The organism is Pseudomonas coronafaciens pv. oryzae str. 1_6, from assembly GCF_000156995.2.
Classification (GTDB): Bacteria; Pseudomonadota; Gammaproteobacteria; order Pseudomonadales; family Pseudomonadaceae; genus Aquipseudomonas; species Aquipseudomonas tremae.
This window is the reverse complement of sequence record NZ_CP046035.1, coordinates 947,589-966,043: the sequence shown is the minus strand read 5'-3', so window position 1 is coordinate 966,043 and position 18,455 is coordinate 947,589. Positions and strand designations below refer to the sequence as shown.

Annotated in this window: 16 protein-coding genes and 1 pseudogene; 8 read left to right on the top strand and 9 right to left on the bottom strand. The window is 57.4% G+C overall.

Annotated features, from left to right (window positions below; genetic code table 11):
* Positions 1-441 precede the first annotated feature (441 nt).
* Positions 442-873 (bottom strand): GNAT family N-acetyltransferase, encoded by a 432-nt coding sequence (locus POR16_RS04230; RefSeq protein ID WP_005888924.1) that lies wholly within the window; start codon positions 871-873, stop codon positions 442-444.
* Positions 874-1,281: 408 nt separating this feature from the next.
* Between POR16_RS04230 and katG the strand changes: the two genes are divergently transcribed.
* Positions 1,282-3,552, top strand: coding sequence for a catalase/peroxidase HPI (gene katG / locus POR16_RS04225; protein ID WP_005888922.1), 2,271 nt, complete (start codon positions 1,282-1,284; stop codon positions 3,550-3,552).
* A gap of 122 nt (positions 3,553-3,674) precedes the next feature.
* Here the strand turns inward: katG and POR16_RS04220 are convergent, their stop codons facing one another.
* Both POR16_RS04220 and nhaA read right to left on the bottom strand, forming a co-directional pair.
* A complete protein-coding gene (locus POR16_RS04220; RefSeq protein WP_005888920.1) occupies positions 3,675-3,977 on the bottom strand; it encodes a hypothetical protein in 303 nt (100 codons plus the stop codon).
* 379 nt (positions 3,978-4,356) lie between these two features.
* The gene (nhaA, locus tag POR16_RS04215; RefSeq protein WP_005888918.1) at positions 4,357-5,535 is read right to left on the bottom strand and encodes a Na+/H+ antiporter NhaA; all 1,179 of its coding nucleotides are present in this window, start codon (positions 5,533-5,535) and stop codon (positions 4,357-4,359) included.
* A 232-nt stretch (positions 5,536-5,767) separates the two neighbouring features.
* Here nhaA and POR16_RS04210 point away from each other — a divergent pair, with 232 nt between their 5' ends.
* From POR16_RS04210 to POR16_RS04200, 4 genes and pseudogenes are all read left to right on the top strand, one after another.
* On the top strand, positions 5,768-6,772 hold the full coding sequence (locus tag POR16_RS04210) for a proline iminopeptidase-family hydrolase (RefSeq protein WP_005888916.1): 1,005 nt from the start codon (positions 5,768-5,770) through the stop codon (positions 6,770-6,772).
* Positions 6,773-6,969: 197 nt separating this feature from the next.
* A pseudogene (locus POR16_RS26975) lies at positions 6,970-7,740 on the top strand (MCP four helix bundle domain-containing protein); the annotation flags it as partial.
* Positions 7,714-8,595, top strand: coding sequence for a methyl-accepting chemotaxis protein (locus POR16_RS26970; protein WP_371903653.1), 882 nt, complete (start codon positions 7,714-7,716; stop codon positions 8,593-8,595). The pseudogene POR16_RS26975 and the gene POR16_RS26970, both read left to right, overlap by 27 nt.
* 228 nt (positions 8,596-8,823) lie before the next feature.
* Complete coding sequence (locus POR16_RS04200; protein ID WP_005892831.1) at positions 8,824-9,324, top strand: GAF domain-containing protein; 501 nt, start codon at positions 8,824-8,826, stop codon at positions 9,322-9,324.
* Positions 9,325-9,336: 12 nt separating this feature from the next.
* Here the strand turns inward: POR16_RS04200 and POR16_RS04195 are convergent, their stop codons facing one another.
* Positions 9,337-9,792 carry a GNAT family N-acetyltransferase gene (locus POR16_RS04195; protein WP_053480158.1) on the bottom strand — a complete coding sequence of 152 codons (456 nt, stop codon included), beginning with the start codon at positions 9,790-9,792 and terminating at the stop codon, positions 9,337-9,339.
* Positions 9,793-10,107: 315 nt separating this feature from the next.
* Between POR16_RS04195 and POR16_RS04190 the strand changes: the two genes are divergently transcribed.
* The 3 genes from POR16_RS04190 to POR16_RS04180 all read left to right on the top strand — a co-directional run bounded on the left by POR16_RS04190 (position 10,108) and on the right by POR16_RS04180 (position 13,214).
* Entirely contained in the window at positions 10,108-11,931 is a 1,824-nt protein-coding gene (locus tag POR16_RS04190; protein WP_005888911.1) for a sensor domain-containing phosphodiesterase, read from the top strand.
* A 91-nt stretch (positions 11,932-12,022) separates the two neighbouring features.
* On the top strand, positions 12,023-12,808 hold the full coding sequence (locus POR16_RS04185; RefSeq protein WP_005888909.1) for a sulfite exporter TauE/SafE family protein: 786 nt from the start codon (positions 12,023-12,025) through the stop codon (positions 12,806-12,808).
* Between the two features lie 202 nt (positions 12,809-13,010).
* A complete protein-coding gene (locus tag POR16_RS04180; RefSeq protein WP_005888908.1) occupies positions 13,011-13,214 on the top strand; it encodes a hypothetical protein in 204 nt (67 codons plus the stop codon).
* A gap of 262 nt (positions 13,215-13,476) precedes the next feature.
* Here POR16_RS04180 and POR16_RS04175 read toward each other — a convergent pair whose 3' ends face one another.
* The 5 genes from POR16_RS04175 to kdgD form a co-directional block, all read right to left on the bottom strand.
* Positions 13,477-13,671 (bottom strand): hypothetical protein, encoded by a 195-nt coding sequence (locus tag POR16_RS04175; RefSeq protein WP_005888907.1) that lies wholly within the window; start codon positions 13,669-13,671, stop codon positions 13,477-13,479.
* 189 nt (positions 13,672-13,860) lie between these two features.
* Positions 13,861-14,100, bottom strand: a complete 240-nt coding sequence (locus tag POR16_RS04170) for a PLD nuclease N-terminal domain-containing protein (protein WP_005888906.1) — start codon at positions 14,098-14,100, stop codon at positions 13,861-13,863.
* Positions 14,101-14,277: 177 nt separating this feature from the next.
* Complete coding sequence (garD, locus tag POR16_RS04165) at positions 14,278-15,831, bottom strand: galactarate dehydratase (RefSeq protein ID WP_053931536.1); 1,554 nt, start codon at positions 15,829-15,831, stop codon at positions 14,278-14,280.
* Between the two features lie 10 nt (positions 15,832-15,841).
* Positions 15,842-17,227: an MFS transporter gene (locus POR16_RS04160; RefSeq protein WP_005888903.1), complete on the bottom strand. Its 1,386-nt coding sequence runs from the start codon at positions 17,225-17,227 to the stop codon at positions 15,842-15,844.
* Positions 17,228-17,391: 164 nt separating this feature from the next.
* On the bottom strand, positions 17,392-18,303 hold the full coding sequence (gene kdgD, locus POR16_RS04155; RefSeq protein ID WP_005888902.1) for a 5-dehydro-4-deoxyglucarate dehydratase: 912 nt from the start codon (positions 18,301-18,303) through the stop codon (positions 17,392-17,394).
* Between the last annotated feature and the right edge of the window lie 152 nt (positions 18,304-18,455).

Below are 18,455 nucleotides of genomic sequence, written 5' to 3'. Positions count from 1 at the left end.
TTCGGAAATAAATGAGGCGTAGTATTCCGAGGTCACAATAGTGGCGTTATCCGTTGCATACCACAAATTGTGGCAATCCACGTCGCGGTGAGCCATGCCCATACCATGCAGCTCTGCAAATGGTACCAACAAGGCTCGTACGTGGTCAGCACGTTGATCCATTGTCCAAGTGGGCCCGTTTTGATTTAAGTAACGATCAAAGCGCTTCATGTTGTGCCTAAGCTCAAAAGCTTCGGCGTAATAGGTCTGAATGTCCTCCGGGTCTAGGCCAAAGGCCGGCCGCAGCATGAACTGTTCAAGTCGACTATTTTCGGTACGTGCACGGCACTACTGAGCCTATCACCCTTGCTATCGAACAAGTTGAAAAAGCGAAACGTATGGGATGTGGTGACAAGCTAGCCAAAATATTATCGATTTTTATCCCAGAGAGAGCCCCCCCCTTCAAACATCCCCCTCCCGCCGCACCATCGAATACCGATCAATATCTTCCCGCAACACCCAACCCTGCCCCGACCAGTACCGCCCAGCAGCCTCATTCGTCTTCATCACATCCAGATGGCACTTATAAATCCCGATGTTCTCCAGGCAACCAAGACACCGCTCAACCAACTCTTGGGCGATTCCCTGCCGCCGGTAATCAGGCAGCACAATCAAATGCTGCAGATACCCTCGGCGACCGTCGTGGCCACACATGACGCAGCCGCACAGAACGCCATCGGCTTCGGCGACAAAGCTCATGCCAGGGTTGCGCTCCAGATAGCGTGCGGTCAATTCGCGAGAGTCGGCGTCGCGGATCGAGATGCCGGGTGTGGTGCGCATGAGTTCGATGACTGCGTCGTAGTCGTTCATCGTCATGGGGCGGATTGTGATCATTGGTGAATCCATTCTGCTGTCCGAACGGCTTCACAGGCTAGCAGATGGACTGGGCATTTCGATGACACCGCGCTATAGATCCGCCAGCACGACCCGTCTCTAAATCTCCCTATCACCCCCCAACGTTCTTTCTATTAGAAATATCCGCCAAGGAGGCTAATCTACAAGGCGTCGGTGGAGGCCGCACGGTTTTACCCTGATGAGGAGATAAGAATGAGCTCAGGTTTACTGCGCACGTTGTGGGCTCGCCTCGCGGCAATCTGATTATCGCCACGCGACGTATTTACAGAGTTGGCCTGATCGTTGATCGAACGGCCGATATGAACCCTGTGCTATGAGTTCTTTCAGTGTTGTTCAGGTCCCGAAGGACTGGATGACCGAATGAAAATGACCAAAGGTGTATCAAGCATGTCAACTGAATCGAAGTGCCCTTTCAACCATGCTGCCGGCGGCGGTACAACGAACCGTGACTGGTGGCCGAAGCAGCTGAATCTTAAGATTCTGCACCAGCACTCCCCGCTCTCTGACCCGATGGGTGAGAGCTTTGACTATGCGAAAGAATTCAAGAGTCTGGACTTTGAAGCGGTCAAACAGGACCTGCGCGATGTCATGACTCAGTCCCAGGACTGGTGGCCAGCTGACTTCGGCCACTACGGTCCGTTGTTCATTCGCATGGCCTGGCACAGCGCTGGTACTTACCGTACCGGTGACGGCCGTGGCGGTGCAGGTGCCGGTCAGCAGCGGTTTGCGCCGCTTAACAGCTGGCCTGACAACGTCAGCCTGGATAAAGCCCGTCGTCTGATCTGGCCGGTCAAACAGAAGTACGGCCGCAAGATTTCCTGGGCCGACCTGATCGTGCTCACCGGTAACGTGGCGCTGGAGTCGATGGGCTTCAAGACCTTCGGTTTCTCTGGTGGTCGCCCGGATGTCTGGGAGCCGGAAGAAGACGTTTACTGGGGTTCCGAAACCACTTGGCTGGGCGGCGAAGAGCGTTACGGCGCGCAGAAGAAAATGCAGCAGCCGGGCGACGGCACGCTGGTGGCCGAGCCGGAGAATCACCCTAACGAAGAAAGCCGTACCGCCAGCGGCGAACGGAATCTGGAAAACCCGCTGGCCGCAGTGCAGATGGGCTTGATCTACGTGAACCCGGAAGGCCCTGAAGGCGTTCCTGATCCGGTTGCTTCGGCGCGGGACATTCGTGAAACCTTCGGCCGCATGGCCATGAATGATGAAGAGACCGTGGCGCTGATTGCCGGTGGTCACGCGTTCGGCAAGACTCACGGTGCCGGCCCTGCCGACAACGTCGGTCCGGAGCCGGAAGCCGCGGGTCTTGAACAGCAAGGCTTTGGCTGGAGCAACAAGTTCGGTACGGGTAAAGGTGGTGACACCATCACCAGCGGCCTGGAAGTGACCTGGACCTCGACGCCCACCAAGTGGAGCAACGAGTACCTCGAAAACCTCTTCGGCTTCGAGTGGGAGCTGACCAAGAGCCCGGCGGGCGCACATCAGTGGACGCCGAAGAACGGCGCTGGCGCCGGCAAGATTCCGGATGCCCATGATCCGAGCAAACGTCATGCACCCAGTATGCTGACTTCTGACCTGGCGCTGCGTTTCGATCCGGCTTACGAGCAGATCTCCCGCCGCTTCCTGGCCAACCCGGAGCAACTGGCCGATGCATTTGCACGCGCCTGGTTCAAGCTGACTCACCGCGACATGGGCCCACTCGCCCGCTACCTCGGTCCGGAAACACCGGCCGAAGAGCTGTTGTGGCAGGATCCGATTCCGGACGTTGATCATCCGTTGGTGGACGATCAGGATGTTGCCGCGCTCAAGAGCAAGATTCTTGCTTCGGGGCTGTCGGTGTCGCAGCTGGTTTCAACCGCATGGGCGGCAGCTTCCACCTTCCGCGGCTCTGACAAGCGCGGTGGTGCCAACGGCGGGCGTCTGCGTCTGGCGCCGCAGAAGGACTGGGCTGTGAATCAGCCTGCGCATTTGGCGAACGTGCTGAAGACCCTCGAAGGTATTCAGAGCGAGTTCAACGGCGCTCAGTCGGGCGGCAAGAAGATTTCCATTGCTGACCTGATCGTTCTGGCCGGTAGTGCAGGCGTCGAACAGGCCGCTAAAAACGCTGGCCAGCACGTTTCGGTTCCGTTCACACCGGGCCGTGCCGATGCTTCTCAGGAGCAGACCGACGTCGAGTCGTTCAGCTTCCTGGAACCTATTGCCGACGGTTTCCGCAACTATCAGAAGGGTCATTACAAGGTGTCGGCTGAGTCGCTGCTGGTCGACAAGGCACAACTGCTGACCCTGACTGCACCGGAAATGTCCGTGCTGTTGGGTGGCCTGCGGGTCTTGAATGCCAATGTCGGGCAAAGCAAACATGGCGTGTTCACTCACACTCCAGAAAGCCTGACCAACGACTTCTTCAAGAACCTGCTGGACATGGGCGTCGAGTGGAAAGCGACTTCGGGTGCCAACGACACCTTTGAAGCACGTGACCGCAAGACTGGCGAAGTGAAGTGGACCGGCACACGTGTCGATCTGGTCTTCGGCTCTCATGCTCAACTGCGTGCGATCTCCGAGGTGTATGGCAGCTCGGACGCGAACGAGAAGTTCGTCAAAGACTTCGTGGCCGCCTGGACCAAGGTGATGAACCTTGACCGTTTCGACCTCGCTTAATGCTTGGGTGATATACCGAGTGTAAAAAACGCCTCCCTTGTGGAGGCGTTTTTCTAGGCTTGCGCTTGCAACAGGGCCCTTATTGCTAATGCACCTTGGACCGTAAATGCCGAGAAAGAGGATTAATTTCCGAGTTTCTTTTGTGCATCCTGCTCTTGGTCAATACAGCCTGAAAGTATCTGATAGCTGCCACCGATTGACTGGGCAACCTGATCGCAATATTTCAGTATTTTTGGCGTTGCGTTTTTGCCCGGTATAGCAGCTTTCGCATCGTTTTCCTGCTCACGACATCCGAGTTCGATTTGAGCGCTCCCACCTACAGAGTCGGCTACTTTTTTGCAGTACGTCTTTACGTTGTATTCCGCTGCGTACGTGAAAAAAGGCAAAGCACACAACAGTAAAGCCATCGGAATCTTTGAAGTCATAGCTGAATCCCTTCTTTAATAAAGACGTAAAATTGCCATCCTTAGATGGGTTATTGCAACAGGACGAGGTTTGCGATCACTCTGCGGGTCCGTTTTTTTCAGTAGCGCGCAGATCGGGCGTTATAGCCAGCATGTGTCATTCAAGGCCTTTCACACCGGATAATTGACCGCTTGACCAGCAAGGCCTGTTTGCTCAAGCTGTATCGACGCTCAACCCATAAACATTAATAAACAGGATCCTGTGACGGTCCCATTTTCCGGGTAACTCAGGGGTTGTGTGTAACGCGTGTGAACGAGAGTCTGCATAGTTTCAGACCCGCTTTCCAAGCTCATCGAGACTTTTGCGTAAAGATGAGTGCTTGTTGCGCAACGCAGCGATTCACCCCCGCGCCCCAAACCTGCGCAACACCATCACCCCCAGCAACGCCGACAACACTGACCCGATCAGCACGCCCACCTTGACCTCATCCACCAGATCCGGAGCGCCTGGGAAGGCCAGTGCGCCGATGAACAGGCTCATGGTGAAACCGATACCGCACAGTGCCGAGACGCCGTATAGCTGGCCCCAGTTGCTGCCGTCTGGCAGCCGGGCCAAACCGGCGCGGATGGCGAGAGCCGCCATTGCAAAGATGCCGACCTGTTTGCCGACCAGCAGCCCCAGTGCGACGCCAAGCGGCACCGGGTCTACCAGTTTGTCGGCGGTGATGCCTGACAGTGACACGCCAGCGTTGGCAAAGCCGAAGATCGGTACAACGGCGAACGCGACCCAGGGGTGCAGTTTTTCTTCAAGGTGCAGCAGCGGCGAAGTAGCTTCTTCATCGGGTTTGCCGAGCGGAATGCACAGTGCCAGCGCGACACCTGCGAGGGTGGCGTGAATACCGGACTGGAGCATGAAGAACCACAGCAGCGCGCCGATGATCAGGTAAGGCAGCAGCTTTTTCACACCCAGTCGATTAAGTGCAACCAGCGCGGCAATGCTGGCAAAAGCTGCCAGGAGCATGGGGATCGACAGGTCACTGGTATAGAACAGCGCGATGATCAGGACAGCACCGAGGTCATCGAGAATCGCCAGTGCCGACAGGAATATCTTGAGCGACAGGGGCACGCGCTTGCCAAGCAAGGACAACACGCCCAGCGCAAACGCTATGTCGGTCGCTGCCGGAATGGCCCAACCGCCGATGGTGTCTGGATGGCCCCAGTTGAATGCCACGTAGATCAATGCCGGAACCACCATGCCGCCCAGCGCGGCGAAGCCTGGCAATGCTCGCTGGCCCCACGATGCGAGCTGGCCCGCAAGCACTTCACGTTTGATTTCCAGCCCGACCAGCATGAAGAAAATCGCCATCAACCCGTCGTTGATCCAGTGCGCAACCGACAGCCCGGCGAATACCGCGTGCAGCGCCGCAAAGTAGCTGTCGGCCAGTGGCGAGTTGGCAACGATCAGGGCAGCCAGAGCAGCGCCCATCAGGACCAGCCCGCCAGCGGACTCAGCGGCGAAAAACCGCGTGATGAACGCCAGCGCGTTAGGGGATTCGTTATGAGGCGTGGGGGTGTGCATGAAGGCTCCGCGGGGTGTAGCGTAAAAAGGCAGCGACTTTACCACCCGCCGCCCTCGCCAATGCCCAGGTAAACCTGAGGATACAAATTAGCCGCTGGATGCACAGTGCTCCTGCCGCCAGCCAGGTGCGACAGCCGACCGGGCTCTCGGCCAAAACCTATCACTTCCTATAGTTACAAGATTTTCCCGCCCGCGCTATGGTGCCAGTAATTATCCAGCAGGGACCGGTGATATGGCATATATGCCGATAGAGGAAGGCTACGCGTCCTTTGGCGAATACAGGACCTGGTATCGCGTCACTGGTGATCGCCATACCGGTAGCACGCCGCTGGTCATCCTCCACGGCGGCCCTGGCTGTACACATGATTACGTCGATTCGTTCAAAGACATTGCCAGTACGGGCCGGACTGTCATCCATTACGATCAGTTGGGCAACGGACTCTCGACCCACCTACCCCACAAAGGCACAGCGTTCTGGACAGTCGATCTGTTTCTGAAAGAACTCGATAACCTGCTGGCGCACTTGAAAATCACTGACAATTACGTGCTGCTCGGCCAGTCCTGGGGCGGCATGCTGGCTTCGGAGCACGCTGTGCTCCAACCGCCAGGCCTGAAAGCACTTATCATCGCCAACTCGCCGGCGGATATGCATACCTGGGCCAGCGAAGCTAACCGGCTGCGCAAGGAATTGCCTGAGGCCGTGCAGACGGCGTTATCGCTTCATGAACAGGCTGGCACGCTGGACCATCCGGACTATCTGGCAGCCTCCGGGCTTTTCCACAAGCGCCATGTGTGTCGCGTGAAGCGCTGGCCGGACGAGGTGAAACGCACTTTCGAGCAGATCGACAAAGACCCGACCGTATATCACTCGATGAACGGGCCCACGGAGTTCCATGTCACCGGCACGTTGAAAGACTGGTCCATTGTCGACCGCCTGCCGCTCGTCAATGTCCCTGCCCTGTTGATTTCCGGTCGCCATGACGAAGCCACCTCGACGGTGGTCAGGCCTTACGTCAAAAAAATCCGCGGTATCGTCTGCAAAGTATTCGAGGATTCAAGCCACATGCCGCATGTGGAAGAACGTATCGCCTGCATGGGCTGTGTAGCGAACTTTCTGGATAACGTCGCCGACGCCAACCGGCGATCTGTCGCTCACGCGCAGACGGAAGAAGGGTTCATCGACAATAAAAAGCTGCCCCATAAAGAGCAAGGCAGTAAAAATAGAGTTAATACTTAAATCGAGAAGTGCAATCATCAGCATCTGAAACTATCAGCGCTGGGACCTCACAGTAACTCGTTACATCCAGCAACTTAACGCGAGCATGAAATAACTTTCATGGCGTTTTGATTAAAGCTCTATCAACTTCGGCAGAAAAACAGGCATAGGAAGGGGCTTTTCACCCCTCCGTCTGTTTTTAGCCGCTGGAGGCTGATATGAATCTCAGGTCGTTGAATATCTCGCGCAGAGCATCCTTATGCTTTGGCATCATCACCATGATCCTGATAGGCCTGGGCGTGTTTTCGTACATTCAGATCGGACACCTGCGTGCGGCAGAGCAGAACATCGAGGAGAACTCACTGCCCAGCGTTCAGGTCGTCGACGACATCCAGATCGCCCTGCTTCATGCTCGCCTGGAAAGCATCCGCATGCTGGCCAGCACCGACTCTACCGTACGAAGCACGGCGGCGAGCAGCGCCCGGGAAGCCATTGACACGCTGCAGGGGCGCAGTGAGTTCTACCGAAAGAATTTGATCTCCGACGAGCAGGACCGGGTGCAGTTCGAGGAGGCCCACAACAAGATGGACAATTACGTGGCCGGCGTGAAGCAGATAATCACGACCGACGCGACAGACCACGAAAAAGCCCTGTCTTTCGCCAACAACGAACAGGTTCAGCGAGCCAATGCCTATCAGGCCGACCTCAACACGCTGCGCGGTCGTAACGCAAAAGACGCCCAACGCTCAGGCGAGGACGCAACAGCGGTCTATAACCACAGCGTCAATGTGTTGGTGGCTGTCGTCATCGTTGCGTCGATCCTCACCGTATTCCTCGCCATTGCACTGACGCGCAGCATTGTTCGCCCGATCAGCGCTTCTCTGGAGCTAGCAGAAGACATTGCTGCGGGTGATCTGACCCGGCAACTGGAAGTCTCCGGCAAGGATGAGGCGGCCCGGCTGATGACCTCGCTGAACACGATGTCGAGCAACCTGCGCGATACCATCCGGCAAATTTCCGGCGCGTCCGCTCAACTGAGCACTGCCGCCGTCGAGATGACCTCGATTACCGAAAGCGCCGACCGCACATTGCAGCAACAGAACAGCGAAATTGAACAGGCCGCAACTGCGGTAAATGAAATGAGCGCCGCCGTAGAAGAGGTCGCTCGCAACGCCACGTCAACGTCTGCGGCTGCTCAGCAGTCCAGTGTTTCCGCCGATCTGGGCAACCAGCGTGTCGCCGAAACCCTGACCGCCATGCAGAACCTGACCGGGCTGGTAGAGGGCTCTTCCGCACAGGTCACGGCCCTTGCGGGCCAGGCGCAGGACATCAGCAAAGTGCTGGGCGTGATTCGCGGGATTGCCGAGCAGACCAACCTGCTGGCACTCAACGCCGCCATTGAAGCCGCGCGTGCAGGCGAACAGGGCCGCGGGTTTGCCGTGGTGGCGGATGAAGTGCGCGCACTGGCGCATCGCACACAGACTTCCACTCAGGAAGTGGAACAGATGATTTCGGCGATACAGGCTGGCTCGTCCGCCACGGTCGAATCCATGCAAAAGAGCACTCTTGAGGTACACAACACGCGCAAAACGGCTGAAGACGCCGGGCAGTCGTTGCGGCAGATCACCGATTCGGTATTGGAGATCAACAACCGCAACCTGCAAATCGCCACGGCGTCCGAACAACAGGCGCATGTGGCAAGAGATGTGGACAGAAGCCTGATCAGTATCCGTAACCTGGCCGTGCAAAGCAGCGAGGGCACACGCCAGACACTGGAAGCCAGTAACGAGCTTTCGGAACTGGCGGTAAATCTGAACGATTTAGTATTGCGATTCAAAACCTGATGCGCTTGTTTTGACAGTGGCGACAACGGCACCCGACAAGTAAGGCCTTGTTTGGGTGGTCGCGCTGAGAACGTACTGAAAGTTGATAGCCGATCGTGACGTACGTGGACCAAGATAGTTATGTAAGCCTTGATCAGATATGGCACGATCACACCCTGCACAAGATCGGCATGCGCCAGGCGTACTGCCAAGGTTGCGTGAGTGCTTTTATGACCAGGGTGACGCATTTTGAACAACAACCTGACTTCGGCAGAGCTGGCAGTCATCAGTGAAATCGAAGCCACTTCCAGCCTTCTGCGGCTGGTAACCCGGCTGACCGGGCTGAGATTCGCGGCTATTGCAAAAGTGACCGACAGCAGCTGGACCGCGTGTGCGGTGTATGACGAGATCCAGTTTGGACTGGAACCCGGCCATCAGCTTAAACTGGAAACAACGCTCTGCAACGAGTTGCGTCAGCACAGAAAGCCTATCGTGATCAACGAACTGGCCACTGATGCGGTTTACTCCGAGCACCCGGTGCCGAAACTCTACGGGTTTCAGAGCTACTTTTCGTTGCCGATCATTTTTCCCAACGGAGACTTCTTCGGCACGCTGTGTGGCCTGGACACGCTGCCCGCGCAGCTCGACGATCACGATACGCTCGACACCCTGAAAGTGTTCTGCACGTTGATCGGCAGCACGCTGTATGCCCACTACCAGCTACAGGAAATCCAGGAACTGACCACCTGACCCTTCGTTGCCTCAGCTGTGCAGGTGCCGCTCCATGATCAAGGTGCGTTCTTCGTCCTCAATGTGCTCGCGCACAACCTTGAAGCCCAGAGCGGCGTAGAACCCCTGCGCGGTCACTGACGACGGCACCACCAGCCGCTCTTCGCCCGCGCCACGGGCCACGCGCTCAATCTGCTCCATCAACAACCGGCCCACCCCGCGCCGATGCCAGTCGGGGTCCACGAATACCGAGCGAACGGCATGGCCGTCCAGGCTCGCCGTTCCGACAATGACGGCTCTTGCTACTGCCACAAACATCTGGCGTTGCCTCATCAGTGCACAAAGCGCAGAAGCACTGAAGCTCTGCGCGACACGCTCGATTACGTCGGCCGAGTAATCCCTGGCATTGCTGGTGTGCAAGGCTGCCAATACCACTCGACTGATGACCTCGGCATCTGCCTCGCAGGCGGGCCGGATCTGGACATTCATATGAAGCGCTCCATGACTGACGATCACTGAGCTTATTTCGGACTGCAAAAGCCTGCAAATCCCAAAGACAGCGCCCGGTGCAATACACGAGATTCGAAGGTTTTCCTGACAAGCCGACGAATGGCACCACGCGCAAAACCCCGAGAAATATGAAGCTGCATCCTTTATCTATCTGCCCCATAGAGCGATTACGCTAAAAAATAAGTGGCCGCTGCCGATTAACTGGCATCTCGCGCCCGTGGTCGAAATCTTTTCTCCTGCTAAAGTGCGTTTCGTGATGTCAAATAGGCATCACCGCACACCCTTGAGAATCTTATGAACGCCAGCGCCCCTATCCCGTTTAATGAATCGCAACGTCTGTTGCGCATACGGGAGCTGTGCGTGCTCGACGATACGTCAGACGACGTACTCGATGAGATCGTGGCGATGACTGCCGAGTTTTTTCAGGCACCTATCTCGCTGGTCTCCATCGTCGACGAGAATCGCCAGTGGTTTCGCGCCAGGGTTGGCCTGAAACCACGGGAAACGCCGCGTAATGTGTCGTTCTGCGCCTATACGATCCTTTCCGACGTCCCGTTTGAAGTTCCTGACGCAACCATTGACGAGCGTTTCGTGAACAATGGCCTGGTCACCGGCCACCCGGATATCCGCTACTACGCTGGCGCGCCGCTGATCACCGACGACGGCCTTGCGCTGGGCAGTCTGTGCGTGATCGACACCAAACCTCGCGAGCCGATGAGCGAGCATCAAATGCTGATGCTCAAGCGCTTCGCCTCGCTGGTCATGAAACGCATCGTCAGCCTGCGACTCAGCTGCTTCATCGATCAGCCTACCGGCCTGTACAACCGCTCGCGCCTGCAGGAAGACATCCATCAGGCGCTAGCCTCGACTCTCGATTATCAGCTGATTGCGGTGGACATGATCACCTCCGCGTTCCTGAATGACATCGTCAAGGCATTGGGCTACAGCTTCTCCCAAGACCTGGTGACAGCGATCAAGGGCCGCCTGGAGGCTTTGCTGCCGCCGACCTGTCCGCTGTACAAAGTCAGCCCTACCCGCTTCGGTTTTCTGCTGCCTGGCGATCAGGTGCCTGATTACCTGCTGCGCATCATTATTGAAGATTTCCAGACCCCCGTTGAATGCCGAGGCATTCCCGTGCAGATGCAGGTGGGCCTGGGCGTCGTGACGCTGAGTCGCGACGCGGCCGAAGAGCAGGACTGGATGCGCATGGTCATCAGCGCCGCCGATGACGCGCGTGATCGCAACCTCGGCTGGGCAATGTACGAGCCGCATTTCGATGCCGCGCAACAACGCGCCTTCAAATTGCTCAGCTCATTGACCACTGCTGTGCATGCCGACAATCAATTGCGTCTGGTCTACCAGCCGCGCATTGATCTGGCGTCCGGTCTCTGCACATCGGTAGAAGCCTTGCTGCGCTGGAATCATCCGACACTCGGCCCCATTGGCCCGGCCGAGTTCGTGCCGCTGGCCGAAAAGACCGCCCTGATGCGCCCGCTGAGCCTGTGGGTGCTCAAGACCGCAATCGAGCAGGCCGCGCAATGGCAGCAGAAGGGGTTCGACTTCCGCATTGCGATCAACGTCAGCCCGGCAGACCTCTCCGGCCCTGCGTTTACCGACCGGATGATTCGCCTGCTGAGCCAGCACAAGATCGACCCCACGCGCTTTGAACTTGAGTTCACCGAAGGGGCGCTGATGCAGAACCCGGCGGAAGTGCGCCACCAATTGGAACGCATGCGTCAGATGGGCATGGACGTGGCAATCGATGACTTCGGCACTGGCTATAGCAACTGGAGCTACCTGCGCCAGTTGCCCGCGACCACGGTCAAGCTCGACCAGTCGCTGATTCGTAACCTGGCGTCCGACAAGACCGATCAACGCTTGGTCAAAGCCTTGATCGGTCTCGCCAAGAAGCTGGGTTATTGCGTAGTCGCCGAAGGCATCGAGACAGATGATATCCGGCGCCTGGTCAAACAGTGGGGTTGCGACGAAGGCCAGGGCTACCTGATTGCCAAACCGATGGAAGCCGACGCACTGCTGAAATGGATTGGCCCTACTCGGCGTCTGCAAAGCGTTGCCGAAGCCGCTGAGGCCGCTGTCATCCGTGACAAACGGTTATAACCTTAGACCACATCTTCATAACCGTTTCAGGCATAAGCCGTTATGCTGCCCGCCACTTTTTACCTGATGCGTTTGCTTGACAGGGTTGGATATGGAAGCGGGTGGTCTGGGGTTTGTAGTTGCAGGGCTGGTAGTCGGTTTTATCGTGGGCATGACCGGAGTCGGTGGCGGCTCGCTGATGACGCCGATTCTGTTGTGGTTTGGCATCAACCCGGCCACAGCGGTAGGCACGGATCTGCTGTACGCGGCGATTACAAAATCCGGCGGGGTGCTGGTCCATCGCAAAAATGACAACATCGACTGGAAGGTCACAGGTCTGCTGACAATGGGCAGTGTGCCTGCAGTGCTGTTGACGCTGTGGTTCCTGAGCACCTTGCATGCTGCACCCGAAGCCCTGAATGCAATCATCAAGCAGGCGTTGGGCTATGTGCTGCTCCTCACTGCCCTTGCCGTCCTCTTCAAGAAAAAACTGTTGGCGTTCGCTCATGGTCGCGGCGACGGCCACTCGTTTTTCAGCGGCACCAGCCTGACGGTCCTGACTGTCATCACCGGCCTGATCCTCGGCACCATGGTGGCGCTGACCTCCATCGGTGCGGGCGCGCTGGGCACTGTCGCCTTGTTCATCCTCTATCCGCTGCTGCCTACCCGGCGTCTGGTGGGCACTGAAATCGCCCACGCGGTTCCGCTCACGCTGGTTGCAGGCCTGGGCCACGCCAGCATGGGCAACATGAACTGGGCATTGCTGGGCTGGCTGCTGATGGGCTCGTTACCCGGCATTTATCTAGGCAGCCATATGGCAGGCCGGATTTCCGACGATATCTTGCGGCCCTTCCTGGCAATCATGCTGGGCATGATCGGCTTCAAACTGGCGTTCTGACCCTCCCCCATCAGCCTGTCACATTTTTGCGTCAGGCTGCGCGCATGCAAACAACGTCAGGATCTGTTGCGCGAGGCTTACATTCATCGGGAAGTGTGATTTTTTGTAGCCCCGCACAGGTTTTCGGCGCAGGATTTTGTCGGTCTGCTTTCACGCCGATGACCCGGCACAGATTTACCCTCGCTAACAGGAGATGCCAGCAATGCTTATCCGAATTGAAGAAGGTGTATACGGGGCTGATTGGGTTGTAAAACTTGATGATTACCCGGTCAAGTGCAGGAGTTGGCAGGAAGCCAGAGAATTTGCAGATCGCATGAAATCCAGAATCGATGCGCCTCACTCGTTGCCCCACATGGCACATCGGGTGATGCCTGCTGAAAGAACCGCAAGAGCAATGGCCCGCTAAGTCCCCGCGTCTCGTCCAGGCAACAGCCAGGACCCGCCACCAAACAGCGTTATCACACAGCTGACAACGCTGTTTTATCCAGATGGCATCTTTTTTTCAAACTGAAAGACTTCTCATTTCCATGACATCCGTTTCACATCCTCTTCACGTCTGGATGGGTAAATTGACCCCACTCCTTTGATGAATCCCATTTGGCCCACCCTGTTGTGGGCCATTTTTTTGCCTGCAGAAAAGTAAGGCCATCTAGCGGCTTGTGCGTGATTTATTCGCCCTGCACAGTCGCGGAGCGGGTGGCGCTCACAGTCGTGCTGCTGAGTACACCAACGCTCAACTCGGCCAGACGATCGCTGCCGGTGCCACTGGCAACACCGCTGTTCCAGCTTGCCGTCACTGTCGCCATCCAGCCCAGCACAATCAGTGCAACCGCCTGCAACGCCCACTTGGTAATGATAGACATGCGCTCTCTCCTTTTCGGGTCTGAATGGCGAGCATATGAACACCTCACCATGTCAGAAGAATTGCAGAGATTTGAATTTTTGCCAGCTGGCGACTCATCTTTATGATGACAGCTGCCCGGCGGGAGAGAATCAGGGGCGTATAAACAACAATGCCCCGCAGCAAGGCGGGGCATTTCTGGAAGACGGGGTTAATACTTTGTACTTTGCTGCTCAGGTCGCGCAGGGGTGTCGACAAGGCGCGGTCCCGCAATGACGAGTGCCAGCACGCCCAGGACAGGCACAGCGATGACAACGATGATCCACATCAGCTTGTTGCTGGATTCAGTCTTGCTTTTGCGAATGCGCATGACCGCCCAAATGTCTGAAATCACGACCAACGCCGTCAGCGCCGCAAACAGCCATAAATGATTTTCCGATATCCAACCCATTTGAAATCTCCTGCACCTTCAACGAAGGCAGCCAGACCGGCCGCCCTTACTGTAGAAGAGGCCTGAAAGTGCCTTAAAGTTCAGAGAATCTTTTGGATCGGACCTTTACGCAGGATTGGACGGACGCCGCCCCGCTAGAGTGAGAGCGACGTCCGTAGCGTTCTGCGTAACAGACTGTCAGGTAATAGGCGCAGGGTTGAACAGGGTGATGTCGTTGTGCAGCCGGTAGTGCTCGGTCCAGGTCTTCTTCTTGCCGCTGGCCACGTCCAGGTAGAAGTGAAACAGCTCCCAGCCCAAGTCCTCGATGCTTGCGCGCCCGGTGGCGATACGGCCAGCGTCGATATCGATCAGGTCAGGCCAGCGCTGAGCCAGTTCGGTGCGGGTCGAGACCTTCACCACCGGCGCCATCGCCAGGCCGTAAGGCGTGCCGCGCCCTGTCGTGAACACATGCAGGTTCATTCCGGCAGCCAGTTGCAGCGTGCCGCAAACGAAGTCGCTGGCGGGTGTGGCACAGAAGATCAAGCCTTTGCCACTGACCCGTTCGCCCGGCCCCAGCACGCCGTTGATGGCGCTGCTGCCGGATTTGACGATGGACCCGAGGGACTTCTCGACAATGTTCGACAATCCGCCCTTCTTGTTGCCCGGCGTGGTGTTGGCGCTGCGATCGGCTTCGCCCTTGGCCAGGTAACGGTCGTACCAGTCCATTTCGCGAACCAGCGCTTGCGCGACTTCTTGATCCTGCGCGCGGGATGTCAGCAGATAGATAGCATCGCGCACCTCGGTGACTTCGGAAAACATCACCGTCGCCCCTGCGCGCAGCAGCAGGTCCGAGGCATAACCCAGAGCCGGGTTGGCAGTGATACCGGAAAACGCATCGCTGCCGCCGCACTGCATGCCCAGGATCAGCTCCGAAGCCGGAACAGTCTCGCGGCGGCGCAGGTCCAGTTTCTTCAAGCGTGTCTCGGCCAGCTCCATGATCTGCTCGATCATCTCGTTGAAGCCGTGGCTGGAGTCCTGAAGCCGGTACAGCCAGGGTTCGCTCAGGTCCACCGAGCTGTCGCCTTCATGCATGACCTGCCCGGCCTGCAGCTTCTCGCAGCCCAGGCTGATCACCAGCGCCTCGCCACCCAGGTTCGGGTTGCGTGCCAGATTGCGCACGGTCCGGATCGGGATGTAAGCATCAGTGGCTGTGATAGCAACGCCGCAACCGTAGCTGTGGGTCAGGGCCACCACGTCATCGACATTCGGATACTTGGGCAACAGTTCGTCACGGATGCGCTTGACCGCATGATCCAGCACGCCGGTCACACATTGCACCGTGGTGGTGATCCCCAGAATGTTGCGGGTGCCCACCGTGCTGTCGGCATTTCGGTAGCCCTCGAAGGTGTAACCCTCCAGCGGCGCCTGTTTTTCCGGCACTGCATCAGACATTGGCAGGCTGTCGAGCGCGGGCGCGGATGGCATGCGTAACTGGTCTTCCCTGACCCAGCTGCCACGCGGTATCGGTTGCAGCGCGTAACCGATGGTATGGCCGTAACGAATGATCGCCTCGCCTGTTGCCAGGTCAACGGTGCTGACCTTGTGGCTCTGCGGCACGTTGTCGACCGTCACCAGCCCGTTATCGAACTCGGTGCCGGCTGGCACGCCCTGATCGTTGACCACGACCACGACGTTATCCAGCGGATGCAGCCGGATGTAACGCGGAGAATCGGCATGTTGAATCAGGTTCATCACGGTTTCCTCAGGATTTTGCTTCGGAAAGGTCGCTGACCGAGTCGTTCAGCGATGGCCCCTTGGCAGGCGGCTCTTTCAATTCCACACGCTTTATTTCGCCCACGATGAAAATGTAACTGATCACCGCAACCAGCGCGTTGGCGCCCACGAACACCAGTGCCCATTTGAACGAGCCGGTGCTGCTGATGATGTAACCAATCACGATTGGGGTGGTGATCGATGCAACGTTACCAAAGGTGTTGAACAGGCCACCGCTCAAACCGGCAATCTGCTTGGGCGAAACATCGGACATGACCGCCCAGCCCAGCGCACCGACGCCTTTACCGAAGAAGGCCAGCGCCATGAAGCCCACGACCACCCATTCGACATCGACATAGTTGCAGGTCACGATCGAGGTGGACAGCAACAGGCCGCCGATGATCGGCGCTTTGCGGGCGAAGGTCAGCGAGTGGCCCTTGCGCAGCAGGTAGTCGGAAATGATCCCGCCCAATACCCCGCCAATGAAGCCGCAAATAGCCGGCAAGGAGGCAATCATGCCAGCCTTGAGGATGGTCATGCCGCGCTCCTGAACCAGGTACACCGGGAACCAGGTCAGGAAGAAGTAGGTGATGCCGTTGATGCAGTACTGGCTCAGGTAGATGCCGAGCATCATACGGTTGGTCAGCAACTGACGGATGTAGTCCCATTTGGGGCCACTGCTGGCTGTTTTCTGTGTGCTCTTGCCTTTGTCCTGATCAAGATCGACCAGCGCACCGTTGTTCGATATGTGCTCGAACTCGGCCTCGTTGATCATCGGGTGGTTACGCGGGCCGTAGATGACCTTCATCCAGACCATCGAGAACACGATACCGAATGCGCCCATGACCACAAATACGTGCTGCCAGCCGTAGGTGTAAACGATCCAGCCCATCAGCGGTGCGAATAGCACAGTCGCGAAGTACTGCGCCGAGTTGAAGATCGCCGAGGCCGTGCCGCGTTCGGCGGTCGGGAACCAGGCTGCCACAATGCGTGCGTTGCCCGGAAAGGAAGGTGCTTCAGCCAGACCGACGAGAAAGCGCAACATGAACAGCGCGACGATTGCCGTGGAGACGCCGAACTCGCCCACGTAGCCTTGCAGCAGGGTGAACAGCGACCACGTGAAAATGCTCATGGCGTAGACTTTTTTCGACCCGAACCGGTCGAGCAGCCAGCCACCAGGGATCTGACCGGCCACGTAGGCCCAGCCAAATGCGGAGAAGATATAGCCCAGAGTGACAGCACTGATGCCGAGGTCTTTCTGGATGCTGGAACCAGCGATAGCGATGGTGGCGCGGTCGGCGTAGTTGATCGTGGTGACCAGAAACAGCATCAACAGGATCAAATAGCGGACGTGCGTCGGCTTGGACTTTTGCATCGTAGAGCTCCCACTGATTATTTTTTTACGCGGGTAAAGCTGTTTTGGGGTGTAGCGTTACAGGCCCCTTGGCAGTGTCACGGCGACGACATCTACCACCTGTAAGGGTCATGCGCGGCAACGAAAAAACCGCTGATCGCTCAGCGGCTCTGTCGTCACAGGTGTTATTGCTTGCCTTGCTTGTCCATCAGGGCAGCGAGCATGTCGCACTCGTCTGGCGTAAGGTCGGTCAATGGCGCACGAACCGGACCTGCGTCGTAACCGGCGATTTTGGCACCGGCCTTGACGATGCTGACTGCGTAGCCCGCTTTGCGATTGCGGATGTCCAGATAAGGCAGGAAGAAGTCGTCGATGTACTTGCCGACTGCTTCATGATCGTCTCGGGCAATGGCGTGGTAGAAGTCCATCGCCAGTTTCGGCACGAAGTTGAACACCGCCGACGAGTAGACCGGTACGCCCAGCGCCTTGTAGGCAGCGGCGTACACTTCGGCGGTAGGCAAACCGCCCAGGTACGAGAAGCGATCACCCAGACGGCGACGGATCGAAACCATCAGTTCGATATCGCCCAGGCCATCCTTGTAACCAATCAGGTTCGGGCAACGCTCGGCCAGTTGCTCCAGCAGCGTTGGTGTCAGACGGCAGACGTTGCGGTTGTAGACAACCACACCGATCTTGACCGATTTGCACACAGCCTCAACGTGCGCGGCAACACCGTCCTGGCTGGCTTCGGTCAGATAGTGCGGCAGCAGCAGCAAACCTTTGGCGCCCAGACGCTCGGCTTCCTGAGCATATTCGATGGCCTGACGAGTTGCCCCGCCTACACCGGCCAGGATCGGCACACTGGTAGCGCAGGTGTCGACAGCAGTCTTGATGATTTCGGAGTATTCGCTGGCTGCCAGGGAAAAGAACTCGCCTGTACCGCCTGCAGCAAACAAGGCACTGGCACCGTACGGGGCCAGCCACTCGAGGCGCTTGATGTAGCCAGCGCGATGGAAATCACCTTGGGCGTTGAAATCGGTAACCGGGAAAGACAGCAGACCGGAAGAGAGGATGGACTTCAGTTCTTGTGGATTCATTATTCGAACACCCTGGGGGACATAATTGTTAGAAGATCACCGGGTCGTTGCCGATGTCGTAAGTCATCGTACAACTGATAATAAAATCACTCAACAGGGATTTAGGGTTTTTTCAGCGGGAGAGGATGGAGTCCGATTTTGACGCTGCGGTG

Excerpts from the sequence above, each read along its gene's own strand:
- POR16_RS04160 (WP_005888903.1), bottom strand. The coding sequence starts at position 17,227 with ATGCAAAAGTCCAAGCCGACGCACGTCCGCTATTTGATCCTGTTGATG.
- nhaA (WP_005888918.1), bottom strand. The coding sequence starts at position 5,535 with ATGCACACCCCCACGCCTCATAACGAATCCCCTAACGCGCTGGCGTTC.
- POR16_RS26970 (WP_371903653.1), top strand. The coding sequence starts at position 7,714 with ATGACCTCGCTGAACACGATGTCGAGCAACCTGCGCGATACCATCCGG.
- garD (WP_053931536.1), bottom strand. The coding sequence starts at position 15,831 with ATGAACCTGATTCAACATGCCGATTCTCCGCGTTACATCCGGCTGCAT.
- POR16_RS04210 (WP_005888916.1), top strand. The coding sequence starts at position 5,768 with ATGGCATATATGCCGATAGAGGAAGGCTACGCGTCCTTTGGCGAATAC.
- POR16_RS04180 (WP_005888908.1), top strand. The coding sequence starts at position 13,011 with ATGCTTATCCGAATTGAAGAAGGTGTATACGGGGCTGATTGGGTTGTA.
- kdgD (WP_005888902.1), bottom strand. The coding sequence starts at position 18,303 with ATGAATCCACAAGAACTGAAGTCCATCCTCTCTTCCGGTCTGCTGTCT.
- POR16_RS04175 (WP_005888907.1), bottom strand. The coding sequence starts at position 13,671 with ATGTCTATCATTACCAAGTGGGCGTTGCAGGCGGTTGCACTGATTGTG.
- POR16_RS04220 (WP_005888920.1), bottom strand. The coding sequence starts at position 3,977 with ATGACTTCAAAGATTCCGATGGCTTTACTGTTGTGTGCTTTGCCTTTT.
- katG (WP_005888922.1), top strand. The coding sequence starts at position 1,282 with ATGTCAACTGAATCGAAGTGCCCTTTCAACCATGCTGCCGGCGGCGGT.
- POR16_RS04185 (WP_005888909.1), top strand. The coding sequence starts at position 12,023 with ATGGAAGCGGGTGGTCTGGGGTTTGTAGTTGCAGGGCTGGTAGTCGGT.
- POR16_RS04190 (WP_005888911.1), top strand. The coding sequence starts at position 10,108 with ATGAACGCCAGCGCCCCTATCCCGTTTAATGAATCGCAACGTCTGTTG.
- POR16_RS04195 (WP_053480158.1), bottom strand. The coding sequence starts at position 9,792 with ATGAATGTCCAGATCCGGCCCGCCTGCGAGGCAGATGCCGAGGTCATC.
- POR16_RS04230 (WP_005888924.1), bottom strand. The coding sequence starts at position 873 with ATGATCACAATCCGCCCCATGACGATGAACGACTACGACGCAGTCATC.
- POR16_RS04170 (WP_005888906.1), bottom strand. The coding sequence starts at position 14,100 with ATGGGTTGGATATCGGAAAATCATTTATGGCTGTTTGCGGCGCTGACG.